The organism is Clostridium sp. CS1-1 (assembly GCF_056135525.1).
Window position 1 is genome coordinate 4,427,290 of the sequence record NZ_CM148680.1, and the last position, 13,773, is coordinate 4,441,062.

Here is a 13,773-nt window from a genome sequence, read left to right on the forward strand (position 1 = left end):
AGATACAACTAGGAATAATCAAGATAGATAACATTAAAATATACGCATTTATTAATAAATCACCTTTAATTAAGATAGTAATTACTAATAATACTATACAGCTTATTAATCTATATATGCAAAACATATGATATATCTTTTTAAAATACATTGGATTATTATTATAGCTCTCTCTAAAATACATACTGGGCTTAAAAGACGGCTTATTAATAAAATAGTACTTATAAAAGCTTCGGATTATCATTAAAAAGAATAAAATTGACAATATACCTTTGCCCCCTATATACATAAAACACCTCCTATTACATTTTGATTATTTAATTAGCTTTTTAATATTATAAACAAGCAAGTCGCTTAGACTAGTAAAAAAGTGGTGACACGTTATGACCGAGAATAAAATACTTAGATTCCATTCAGGAAACATTACTTTGGTAGTGAGTTTAATAAAAATCTTTTAGATAAATAGACAGCCTTGTGAAGAAAACTCAAAACTAAAGGAATGAGGTCAATCATTAGTAAGTTAAATTGATACTATAACAACTATGACAGTAAGCTTTATTGTTAGATGAATTTTGCAAAAAATTCAAATAGCTAAAAATCTGTTTTTATAAGAGATTTTATTGAATCTACAGTAATTTTAGATTTTTAGCTATTGATTTTTTACTAAATATATACTCTTGGTTCATCTACAATTCAGTGATACTACCAGAATGAGTAAATATTCTTTGTAATTAATTATTTGATAATTTTTATGTGCGAAACATAGATTCTAATATAGAAATATCATACATAAGTCAAATAGTAAATAATTATTGCATGAAAGCGGAATAATTAAGCATAAAATATTTTTTAAGCAAAAATATTCCTTTCATGCTTACTTATTCAGCTTTCATGCATTTGAGATTGAATTTACTTTTTTATCATATAAAATAGATGTTGTAGCGATTACATAATCTTGAATTCAAGGAAATAATCTTTAGTTGTAAGATTTAATAGTGCAGCTATTTTATAATTATGTAATTATTAAGCCTTCGTATAAGTGTATCTGCAAACAACTAACATTATATAATAACTTTAAAAATATTTGTAAAGTGGGGGATTTAAAATGAACAAAAGAACTCGTATTTTTAGCGTATCTTTATTAGGGCTAACATTGGTTACAGCTTCAATTTCATCTAGCTCAATAACAGTTCGTGCAGCTTCCTTAGGAACTGAAAACATAGCTATTCAGCAAAATGAAAAAGGAAAGAAAATTACAGAACATGTACAAGCTATTCAATTAATTGAACAAAATTATTTAGTACAAAGCAATGATGGAACAACCGTTATAAGTAAAGAAGCTAGCAATTATATTGATTCTAAGCTTCTAGACCAAATAAAGGCTGGTGCAGCTCAAGTTAACAAGAAAATAAAATCTGGTGATTTAAAATTTGATAAAAAGACTAAAAATTTAAGTGAAATTAAACATGTATCACCAGCTGGTATAAATGTTAGCGGCTCTTATATTTGGCATTGGTATGGTTTTGATTTCGTAATGGATGCTACTAATTCAGGATACGCTGCAACTGAATTAAATCAAATGGCAAATCAACTGCTTGCAGGTGCTGCTGTAACAGCTGTATTGGGGCAAGTCGAGTTCACTGTTGCGGCTGGTGTTACTGCATACTTAGTTTTTGGATATGCTGGTGATTGTACACTAGGACAACAAACCGGACGTGGAGCAATATTATATTTCTATGGTGATCCATCGTGGGCACAGATTTATCATTCAAGTGTGAGATAAATCAAAGCATAAGAAGTAATTAAGCGAAGTACCAGTATATGATTTTTAAATACTGGTACTTTCTTTATGTAAAATAAACATAAATTTTAAAATTAAATTTGAAATTTTAGGGTGAAATTATATGATAAGAAAAATAATATTATTAGCAATTTTATCAATGCACATATTTACGTCTTCTCCAGTTCTAGGTAATCAGGAGATTTTAAATCAGCCAAATAAAAAAAATCAAATATATATCGCTAATCATCTATTTGATAACTCTATAGACGCATATAATCCGCTTCAGATAAGGCATGCTTATGGTTTAGATTTAATAAATTCAAAAGGTGAAAAACAAAACATTGCAATTATAGTACCATATGGAAGTCCAACAATTAAAAATGATGTTGAAATATTTAATAAGCAATTTAATTTAGAGGATACTAACATGGAGATTTTTTATCCAGGAGGAATTCCGGATAAACAGGATAGAAGCTGGGCTTTAGAGACTTCTTTGGATGTGGAGTGGGCACATGCGCTAGCTCCTAAATCTTCAATTTCACTAATTGTTGCAAAATCAGATTCTATTGATGATTTAATTAAAGCTGTTGATTATAGTGTAAGTATTGGAGCCAATATAGTTTCTATGAGTTGGTCAATAGAAGAATTTGAAGACGAATTATCTTACGAAAGTCATTTTCAGAATAAAAATATTATCTTTATTGCTTCATCAGGAGATAACGGAAAAGTTAACTGGCCAGCAGTTTCTCCTAATGTCCTAGCCGTTGGAGGTACTACTTTTTCATTAGATTCAAGTGGAAACTTAACTAATCTTGAAGTTGCATGGGATGGATCTGGCGGAGGTATAAGTAATTATATACCTACACCTAAATATCAAATAGACTATAATCTTAATAGCAATGGGTATAGGGCTGTACCAGATGTATCATTTTATGCAGATATCTCGAAAGGCGTTTTGATTTATTGTAGTGCTATGCTTAATAACAAGAAGATTGGATGGACCACTTCAGCAGGAACAAGTTTAGGTGCGCCAGCTTGGGCTGCATTTATATCTTTAGTCAACGAAAATAAGAAATTTCCTATTAATAATATTCATGATACTCTATATGAAATATCTAAAAACAAAACCTACCCACTAAATTTCAAAAATATAGTTAACAAAACAACTTTAAGTAGCAATATAGATAATTATGACTTTTCTACAGGTTTAGGAAGTCCAATAACAAACAATCTTTATAAGACGTTAATAACGAAAAATTAAGTTGTTTAAATGTCGTAATTTGGCTACATTTATAATGCAATTTACAGTAACATATGAATATGTTTTATAATCCAATGTGATACTGTCTGTTAAAAATAACTATTAAAACATACCATTTTTTACAAATGTACCTACGTCCATTATTTTTCTTCTAGATGTCTTCTTTTTATATACAAGCAAATATAGAACTTATTATAGTATCTTAATTTTACTAAGAACTTTATTGCTATTATTAATACAGTACATGTTAGAAAATCTATAAAAACTAAAAATGCTAAAAAGCATTAACATAAATACCTCCTAACTCATAATATAAATTAATCTAAAATTTTATGGAGGTATATTATGAAAAAAGGTAAGTTTTATCCTTTGTCAATTTTATCTATTTTGATTTTTATTGTTTCAATTTTTGCTGGTTGTGGACAAAAACAAGATACTAAAACTATGGTAACAGTTAAATTAAATGAGGTTACACGTTCAGTTTTTTATGCACCAATGTATGCCGCAATAAGTCAAGGTTTCTTTAAAGAAGAAGGAATAAATATTGACTTAACTACTGGTCAAGGTGCAGATAAAACTATGCAACAAGTATTAAGCGGAAGTGTAGATATAGGATTTTGTGGGCCTGAGCAAGTAATTTATATATACAATCAACAAAAGGAAGACTACCCTGTACTATTTGCACAATTAACTCAAAAAGATGGTTCCTTTATCGTTTCAAGAAAAGATGAAAAAGACTTTAAATGGGAATCTCTAAAGGGAAAAAATCTGCTTGGTGGAAGACCAGGTGGTGTACCTGAAATGGCTCTTGAATATGTACTTAGAAATCATGGACTTCAACCTGGAAAAGACTTAAATGTTATAACCAATATTGCATTTGCCGCTACTACTGGTGCATTTAAAGGCGGTACTGGTGATTATGGTGCTTTATTTGAACCTGGTGCAAGTATGCTTAAAAAGGATAACTCCGGATACGTTGTAGCCTCCGTAGGAAAAGAAGCTGGGAATATTCCTTATACTTGCTTCTTCTCGACTAAATCTTATATGGATAAAAATCCACAAGTTATAGAAAAATTTACTAGAGCTATTTATAAAGGTCAGCTATGGGTTCAAAAGCATAGTGACGAAGAAGTAGCTAAGTCAATTAAATCCTTCTTCCCAGGAACTGATGAGGATATTCTTGTATCCGTAACAAAGAACTATAGAGCTATTGACGCTTTTGCTACAACACCTATTTTGAAGGAAGAGAACTTAGGTAGACTTATGGATATAATTCAATCTTACAAAGCAGAGTTAATTCCTCAAAGACCACCTTTTGATAAGATTGTAAACAACACATTTGGCGAAAAAGCAATGAAAGATATTAAATAAACTAAATGATGTCAAAATAGCACAATGAATTCCTATAGGACGCTCAAAACTTTAAAATCACATATTAATTTACATTAAAAACCAAGCATGTTATTATGCTTGGTTACTTCGTTTCTTATAAAAATTATAGTATAACGTCTACATTTCCTATATTGACCAAATTAATCTTACTCTTTCCTTAAGTCGAACAATAAGTTTTGATCATTATTTTAACATTATCTATAACTGTGAGATTGCATTTTGCAACAATACTTCTCCTTAATAGAACTTATAATTTTTTATAGGTATTTTTCAATAACAGTGCATCTTTCTCTACCAGAGGACCTTCTAAAATTACACATCCTTTCACGTTAAAATCTTTTATGGCTTTTAAGCATTCTACATAATTGAAATCGCTTTCTAATAAAGGAAGATGATTTTTCTCACCTTTTTCATTATAATTTATTCCGCCCATATGAATATGCAAATCGTCTAGAGCAGACCTCCCCAATTCATTAAGTACATATTGCAGTATTTTTGCAAAGTCATCATAGCTTTTTAAGCTGCCATTTTCCCTTGCATGTATATGTGAAAAGTCAATACATAGCTTACAAGACCTTACCTCTTTACAGATAGAAACCAATTCTTCAAGTGTGCCAAACTGAGTTCTTTTTCCAGTAGTCTCAAGCCTATAATCAATATCTTTATATGGAAGCCTTAATAAGTTTTCTTTTATAGTTTTATATGCTTCCTCCTTTGAGTCTTTTAAATAAAACCCCGGATGAAATATTAAACTCTTTCCCTTAACTTTCGACAATCCTTCCATTGCTTTTATAATTCTATCTATTGACTGTTCTTGCTTTTCAGGTTCATCTGCATTTAGATTTATATAATGTGATCCATGAGCTGACAGATAAAAATCATTATCCAACTTAGTTTTTAGTATTATATCTTTGTTTTTATCTGTTACATTTACATTTCTCACAAAAAGAAGCTCCATCGCATCCAATCCTATTGATTTTACATAATCAATCCCAGCGGCATAGTTAATTTTTTTTAATTCACTGCCTATTGGCAGTCCTGAAATTCCAAATAATAATTTGTCCATTTTTATTACCCTTGCACTTTCAAATAATAATTATAAGTATACATAGCTATACCTTTTAACATATTTTATTAAAATACAGCTTAATATTAGTGTACTTAAAAGGCCTATTCTATAAATTAAGAACAACAACCTTATTTCTTGGTATACATCTAAAGTATATGTAGCCTTTAATGGTTTTATAATATAAAAACTATGAAACGATTTTGATGTTCCTATAGTTGCATTAATGACAATTCTATATAGCAGAGTTAATTCCTTAAAGACCATCTTTTAATAAGATTGTAAACAATAAATTTGGCGAAAAAGTAATGAAAGATATTAAATAAAATAAGAAATAATAATAGAACTAAAAAGAATAACTATCTTCAAATAAATCATTAAATTCACTATTATTAAGTTCGTCTAATTCTTCTTTCTTTTCTTCACCGTCTGTATTTAAATCAATAATAACACTTCTTTTTCTATTTCTTGATAATTTTCTTTTATTCTTATCTTCTAAAGCCATCTTTATTAAATTTATTGATTCTGTAGGAGTTTCACATCCTCCAAGAACTACTATATTGTTCTTATTATTATATGTTATATATGTACTCTTATAAACTTCAAATAATTTGGACACTTCATATGGGTCATACCCACCAATTTTCAGATTAATCCCCAAATAATCACAATCATATACATCTGGTTGAACAAACACACTATTTTGTATAGCTAAATCTACAGCAGTTTTAGCATCCTTTAAACCATCATATAATTTTAAAATAAGACCTGATCCTTCTGCTGTATTTATTCTGAAGGAATCTTTATTGTCAATGCTTCCATCAGCATGAATACCTATTATGTTGTATGCTAAATCTAAACTTTCAATTACTTCATTGTTAATTTCTTTGTACGTGTTTCTCTTATTATTATCTACAAATTTAACGTCATTTATTAAATCCATTATACTATTTACATCATTCCAACATTCCATAGTATTTTTAAAGGCTAACTCATCTTCCTTTAAACTAGGTAAAATAGCTACCACATTTACTTTAGCATTTGGTATTACTTTTTTTACTATTTGTATAAAGGTTTTTATTGCACCAGAACCTGTTCCTCCAGCCATAGTTGTAAATACTACAACTACTTCTGTTAAAGGATATTTGCTTAATAATGTTCCTATAGCGTTAACATTATCTTTTATCATTTCTTTAGATTTATTTCTATCTCTTCCTGAACCATCTGTTCCTGGATAAAGGTATACATTCTTGGCCATATCTACATTTTTTAATGGCTTAATATCAAATAAACTACTATTTAAAAATAACCCATTATATCTCGGATTTCTACTTAATAGTCCATCCACTATATTTCCAGCACCTTGTCCTAATGAAACTAATAACATTTTGCCTTTTTCCATAGTTACTCTCCCTTGCTATATTTTATACATATATTATCGAAGAAATTTATGATAACCTTACACTTTTAATCTTTTTTTTAAAATAATTGTAACTTTCACTTAAGTTTACCTTTTGTTTGCTCGAAAAGGAAAAGGGAGGGATTAATTATTATGGATAATAATGATAAATATATAGATACCCAAAAATTTAATTATAAAATTCAAAACAAAAAAAGAGGCGAAATATTGTACTATTCTATTGATCAAGTTGCTGATTTATTAAATGAAAATATTGGTAACGTAAAATACTATACAAACATATTTGACGATATTCTAAAAATTGAAATCGTAAATAAAGAATTACGCTATACTAACAATGACGTTGATAAATTAGAATTCTTAATAAAATTAAAAAATAGAGGTATGTCTCTTAAAGAAATTCAAGATTATTATAATAAATTGCCTTTAAATGATACTGAAATCCAACATTCAGAAAGTAATTTATTATCTGTTGAAGAGCTTATTGATTCAATTAAAAAAGAACAACAACTTCAGTTTGAAAATTTTAAAGTTCAGTTAATTAATGATATACAAAATGCTAATTCATTATATCTTCAAAATATCAGTTCAACAATTATTGAGGCTCAAGGTAAAAGTCTTAATAAATTTAAACAGGATTTATCTAAAGAAATTAAAGAACACCTAAATTCCAAATTTGATAGCGTTAATGAAATTAACATAAATTCACATGACAAACTCATTACCAATATCACGGAATTTATGTCAGAAAAAATTAATAGTGAAAATAACGAATTAAAACTTAATTTACTAAATAATTTTGATACATTTGCTCAATCATCTTTAACTAATAATGAACGTTTAATAAAAGAAGTTAAAGATTTTAAGAGAGTGATACAAGATGCTTATTATACTCAATACGAAATAGAAAGAGATAATGCTAACGCAGGTTTTTTAGGTAAATTACTTCAAATAATTAAACTTAAATAATATTTGAAGATATAACTTTGTACTCTTGTTTTAAACTATATAGCATTATTAGAGTAAGAACTTACCCCTATAATATAATAATATAAAACCAAGCATGTTATTTATGCTTGGTTGTTTCGTCTATTAAGAAAAAATCGTTTTAATCATAAAAATAGGAATACCAAATCTAATTTTATAAATATATTATTCAAATTACTAAGATCTATTTCTTTTTAGCAGAAATAAGCAACATCATTGGTCTTCTTAACTCATCCTGCATTTCGGAATTATTTTTTAACATAGACTCCTCTGGCTCAGGTTCTATAATACCTGTTACTTCAAAGCCTGACTCTACTAGGCTTTTTATATAAGTTGTTAACGTTTTATGATATTTTATAACTTCCTTACCTAAGAAATTAGCTTTGCGAATACCTTCTGTAAAATATCTATCTACAGGCCAGTGGACGCGATTACCTTTTTCATCATAATGCCAGTCTTGTGATCCATAAGCTGTAAACACAGGATGCTCAACCGAAAACACAAATTCTCCACCACTTGAAAGACAGTTGCTTACTTTCTTAGAAATATCACCAAAAGACTCAACATAATGAAAAACCAAAGAACTTATTACAACATCAAAAGTATTAGGAGCATAATCTATGTCTTCGATAGGCTTTTGGATGTACTCAATTAATGGAGATTCAGTCATCTTCTGCGCCTCTTTTAGCATTCTCTCTGATATATCAATACCGGTTACTGATTTTGCCCCTTGCTCAATAGCATATCGGCAATGCCACCCAAATCCACAACCTAAGTCTAAAACACGCTTTCCAGTAAAATTAGGCAACATCTTTTGAAGTTCATGCCATTCTCCAGCTGCTTTTAATCCACTAACTGAACGTGCCATTCGTTTATATTGATTAAAAAAGCTCGCATCATCATATTTGTTTTCTTTCATTACACCTTCTCCTTTGAACCGTAGTATTTTATAAAAAACATACTATAAAACTTCTGTTAATATTATAGCATGTGTAAACATACTAAAGACGTACAAGAACTTATCTGTATTATTTTTTCACATTGCTATAGAATTTATGTTCTTATAATTTTACGAGCATTAGATTGCCATAAATAATATTCTTTCGCCAACTTATCTATGTAATATCTTTAATTATACCTATCTTTTATAACCATATTTGTTTTTGTAATCTTACCAGTTAAACTTTCATTCTAAAGTTTTCTCTTTTAGTCTAAAATGCTCATTTATCCATAAACTTAAACAAAAAGACCGTAGTAAAGTTTAAACTCTCTTACTTAAACTTACTACAGTCTTTTAATGTTCCAATTATCTTACTTTTTTCTCTTTTCCGCCGCAATTTGCGCTATAGCTTCTATCTGAATTTTATTTACTTCATCTTCCATTGCTTTAAATGCAACTGAAAGCATAAGCTTTATTCTGTTTAGTTGGTTAACTTCACTAGCTCCTGGATCGTAATCAATAGCAGCTATATTAGCACCTGGGTATCTTCTTCTAAGTTCCTTTATCATTCCCTTACCTGTTACATGATTAGGCAAGCAAGCAAAGGGCTGCATGCAAACAATATTTTTAGCTCCTTGTTCAATAAGTTCTACCATCTCTGCAGTTAAAAACCAGCCTTCGCCAGTTTGATTTCCTAGAGATACTATAGGTGATGCGCCTTCTGCCAATTTCTCTATATCAACAGGTGGTGTAAACCTTTTGCTTTTTTCTAGAGCATTCTTCATATGTCGTCTATAGAACTCAATAACCTTTATAAAAGCAGTTCGTGTAACCTTACTAATTCTATCCCCTGACAAATATTCATGTTTAAACTTTGCATCATAAGCACAGTATAAAACAAAATCCATTAAATCAGGAACAACAGCTTCAGCGCCTTCATCCTCAATTATATCTACGATGTTATTATTAGCTGTTGGATGAAACTTAACGAGTATCTCACCTACTATACCTACTCTTGGCTTTTCCACGTTGTTTAGTTCCAGATTATCAAACTCTTCTACTATTGTGTAAATATTTTCTTTAAACTGCTTATGGTCTCCATTTCTTACATTTTGTTTGCACTTATCAATCCACTTCTCGTATAGAATATTTGCTGATCCAGGAATCTTTTCATAAGGTCTTATTCTGTAAAGTACCCTCATGAATAAATCGCCATATAACACACCAATGATAGCCTTATTTAAAAGCGAAGGTGTTATTTTAAAACCTGGATTTTTTTCCATGCCAACTAGATTTAAGGATATTACAGGTATTTGAGACATACCTGCTTCTTTTAATGCTTTTCTTAAAAACCCTATATAATTGGTAGCTCTACACCCTCCCCCAGTTTGAGTTATCATAACTGAGGTATTATTTATGTCATACTTATTAGATTTAAGGGCTTCAATTAGCTGCCCCACAACTATTATTGAAGGATAGCAAGCATCATTATTTACATACTTTAATCCCTCTTCTACTGCCTTCTTATCCACAGATGGGAGTACTTCTAAATTATATCCTGAGGCTTTAAAGGCCTCTTGTAAAAATTGAAAATGTAGAGGAGACATTTGAGGACATAAAATCGTATGTTTCTTTTTCATCTCTTTCGTAAACGGTACTCTTTCTTCCATTGAAAGAATCTTATGAGGCTTAAATCCTATAGTCTCTCTTTCCTGTAAAGCAGCCTTCAAGGAACGTATTCTTATTTTTACAGCACCTAAGTTACTTCCTTCATCTATTTTTAACACAGTATATATTTTCTCATACGAATTTAATATTTCTTGAACTTGATCTGTCGTTACTGCGTCTAGACCGCACCCAAAGGAGTTCAATTGTATAAGTTCTAAGTTTTCCTTAGTGGCTATAAAGCTAGCTGCAGCGTATAACCTTGAGTGATAGACCCATTGATCCACTACCTTTAAAGGTCTTTCTACCTTCCCTAAATGTGCTATTGAATCTTCTGTAAGGACAGCCATTCCATAAGATGTAATTATATTAGGTATACCATGATTTATCTCTGGGTCTATGTGGTATGGCCTTCCTGCAAGCACTATACCCTTATTTCCAGTCTCTTCAAGGTACGCTAGTACCTCTTCTCCCTTTTTTCTTATATCCTGTTTTACTGTCTTATCCTCTTCATAAGCCTTTTCCACCGCTTGAGCAATTTCATTATAGGATATATTAAATTCTTTAAATTCATCACAAAGTCTTTTTATTAATCTACTTTTACTATCCAAAGGTAAAAATGGATTCATAAACTTTATACCTTCATCCTTTAAAATATCCATATTGTTTTTTATAACCTCAGGATAAGATGTAACTATTGGGCAATTATAATGGTTATCTGCTTCTATTTGTTCCTTCTGCTCATATGGAATACATGGATAAAAAATAAACTTTATTCCTCTTTTTACTAAACTCGTTATGTGTCCATGCACTATTTTTGCAGGATAACAAGCTGATTCCGATGGTATGGTCTCAATTCCAAGTTCGTATACCTTTTTAGATGATCGTGGAGATAGTTCTACTCTAAATCCTAGCTCTGTAAAAAAACTAAACCAGAATGGGTAGTTCTCATACATATTTAAGACTCTTGGTATACCCACCACTCCTCTTTTCGCTTCTTCCTTTTTTAATGGAATGTAATCAAAAATTTTCTTATATTTGTATTCATATAGATTAGGTATATCTACATCCTTTTTCTCTATGCCAACGCCTCTTTCACACCTGTTGCCAGAAATAAATGCTCTATCGTTAGAAAATTTATTTATAGTTAATAGACAGTTATTAGCGCATTTTCCACATCTCTTCATATCTATATCAGCAGTAAACTTATCTAAGTCATCAGAAGTGACTATTGTACTTTTACTTCCTTCCACGTATCTTTCTCTAGCAATCAGGCTTGCTCCAAAAGCTCCCATAATCCCTGCTATATCAGGCCTTACGACCTCTCTTTCAGATATTAATTCAAATGCCCTTAAAACAGCATTATTATAGAAAGTTCCACCCTGTACAATTACTTTGTTACCTAAGTCTTTTGGATTTCTTATTTTTATTACTTTAAAAAGAGCATTTTTAATTACCGAATAGGATAATCCTGCAGAAATATCTCCTACATTTGCTCCTTCCTTTTGCGCCTGTTTAACCTTTGAATTCATGAAAACTGTACACCTGGAACCCAAGTCTACAGGTTTTTGTGAATGTACTGCAGCTTCTGCAAAATCTCTTACGTTCATGTTTAATGAATGTGCAAATGTTTCTATAAATGACCCACACCCAGAAGAACAAGCTTCATTTAACATTATACTATCAATAACCCCGTTCTTTATTTTTAGACATTTCATATCCTGTCCACCAATGTCTAAGATAAAATCTACTCCAGGATTAAAAAACTCTGCAGCTTTGTAATGTGCCACAGTTTCAACTTCTCCTATATCCACTAAAAGTCCAGCCTTTATAAGCCCCTCTCCATATCCTGTTACAGCTGAATTCACTATATTAGCTTTTGGAGGCAACTTGCTATACAGGTCACTTAGTATATTTATAGCAGACTTTAATGGACTACCCTCATTACTTCCATAATATGAATAAATTAAATTCCCATTCTCATCAATAAGAGCAGCTTTAGTGGTTGTTGATCCTGCATCTATACCCAAGTAACAGTTTCCTTCTACACTTGCAAGATCCTTCTTCTTAACAACATACCTATTATGTCGTTCTTTAAATCTATCTAGTTCGTTGTCATCTCTAAAAAGAGGCCTAATCACTTGAACTTCTTCACTCGAAACTCCCTGTAATTTAGGCAATTGTTCCATTAGAGAACTAAATGATGTAATAGATTGTTTCTTAGAAGCAAGGGCCGCCCCCATAGCTACAAACAATTGAGAATTCCTTGGAAATATAATTTGTTTTTCAGCTAAACTCAATGTTTCAACAAATCTTTTCCTAAGTTCTGATAAAAAGTAAAGCGGTCCTCCTAAAAATGCTACATTTCCCTTTATCGATTTACCACAGGCAAGTCCACTTATAGTTTGATTAGCTACCGCTTGGAATATTGAAGCTGCTATATCTTCCTTAGCAGCTCCTTCATTTAATAATGGTTGAACATCGGTTTTAGCAAAAACCCCACACCTCGCTGCAATAGGATAAATAACTTTATATCCTTTCGCAAGCTCATTTAATCCTTGTGCATCTGTTTGAAGAAGAGATGCCATTTGGTCTATAAATGCTCCTGTACCTCCTGCACAAGTACCATTCATTCTTTGATCAATCCCATCATCAAAGAAGGTTATCTTAGCATCTTCGCCACCAAGCTCTATTGCTACATCAGTGCTTGGAATAAATCTTTCTATCGTATTTGTACACGCTATTACCTCTTGTATAAATGGTATGCTTAACCACTTTGATACAGATAATCCACCTGACCCTGTTACCATTATTGTAATGCTTGCATCTTTAAAATACTCGAACGCTTCTTTTATAATACTAATTATAGTACTTTTTATATCCGAAAAATGTCTTTGATATTTGCTATATACTATACTGTCCTTATTATCTGAAACAACAATTTTTACTGTGGTTGAACCAACATCAAGACCTATATGGAATAATTTTCTCATAACTTCTATCACCTTTTTACAAATTAATAATTTCTACTTACATGGATGTTTTCCAAATAAACAGAATTCTTAGCATTAGATGGAGTGTACACTCCATTTGATACTTAGAATTCGTTATCCAGAGACGTATCCGCTCTTTATCCCAATTTTAAAAAATGGTGATATTAGAGCGGATAGTCATTGGATAAACTTTTAATTCTAATTTTGTAATAAGTAGCATTAAGTCCTCATTAAAAGGAACTGGTAGTATATAGTGGGTAATTTTA

Annotated in this window: 8 protein-coding genes; 4 read left to right on the forward strand and 4 right to left on the reverse strand. The window is 30.5% G+C overall.

The genetic code is table 11. From position 1 onward, the window contains the following. Positions 1-1,105: 1,105 nt before the first annotated feature. The 3 genes from AC0N0V_RS20960 (at position 1,106) to AC0N0V_RS20970 (ending at position 4,415) form a co-directional block, all read left to right on the forward strand. The gene (locus AC0N0V_RS20960) at positions 1,106-1,783 is read left to right on the forward strand and encodes a hypothetical protein (RefSeq protein WP_474460797.1); all 678 of its coding nucleotides are present in this window, start codon (positions 1,106-1,108) and stop codon (positions 1,781-1,783) included. A gap of 121 nt (positions 1,784-1,904) precedes the next feature. Further along, positions 1,905-3,044 carry a S53 family peptidase gene (locus tag AC0N0V_RS20965; protein ID WP_474460798.1) on the forward strand — a complete coding sequence of 380 codons (1,140 nt, stop codon included), beginning with the start codon at positions 1,905-1,907 and terminating at the stop codon, positions 3,042-3,044. Positions 3,045-3,389: 345 nt separating this feature from the next. Continuing rightward, a complete protein-coding gene (locus AC0N0V_RS20970; RefSeq protein ID WP_474460799.1) occupies positions 3,390-4,415 on the forward strand; it encodes an ABC transporter substrate-binding protein in 1,026 nt (341 codons plus the stop codon). Between the two features lie 268 nt (positions 4,416-4,683). Here AC0N0V_RS20970 and AC0N0V_RS20975 read toward each other — a convergent pair whose 3' ends face one another. Both AC0N0V_RS20975 and AC0N0V_RS20980 read right to left on the reverse strand, forming a co-directional pair. Further along, a complete protein-coding gene (locus AC0N0V_RS20975; protein WP_474460800.1) occupies positions 4,684-5,502 on the reverse strand; it encodes a TIM barrel protein in 819 nt (272 codons plus the stop codon). Between the two features lie 346 nt (positions 5,503-5,848). Continuing rightward, positions 5,849-6,904 carry an FtsZ/tubulin family protein gene (locus tag AC0N0V_RS20980; RefSeq protein ID WP_474460801.1) on the reverse strand — a complete coding sequence of 352 codons (1,056 nt, stop codon included), beginning with the start codon at positions 6,902-6,904 and terminating at the stop codon, positions 5,849-5,851. 150 nt (positions 6,905-7,054) lie between these two features. Here AC0N0V_RS20980 and AC0N0V_RS20985 point away from each other — a divergent pair, with 150 nt between their 5' ends. Then, positions 7,055-7,891 carry a MerR family transcriptional regulator gene (locus AC0N0V_RS20985; protein ID WP_474460802.1) on the forward strand — a complete coding sequence of 279 codons (837 nt, stop codon included), beginning with the start codon at positions 7,055-7,057 and terminating at the stop codon, positions 7,889-7,891. Between the two features lie 202 nt (positions 7,892-8,093). On the opposite strand, the gene AC0N0V_RS20990 is transcribed toward AC0N0V_RS20985, so the two are convergent. After that, the gene (locus AC0N0V_RS20990) at positions 8,094-8,828 is read right to left on the reverse strand and encodes a class I SAM-dependent methyltransferase (protein ID WP_474460803.1); all 735 of its coding nucleotides are present in this window, start codon (positions 8,826-8,828) and stop codon (positions 8,094-8,096) included. Between the two features lie 392 nt (positions 8,829-9,220). Continuing rightward, the gene (locus tag AC0N0V_RS20995; RefSeq protein WP_474460804.1) at positions 9,221-13,507 is read right to left on the reverse strand and encodes an acyl-CoA dehydratase activase-related protein; all 4,287 of its coding nucleotides are present in this window, start codon (positions 13,505-13,507) and stop codon (positions 9,221-9,223) included. Positions 13,508-13,773: the final 266 nt, after the last annotated feature.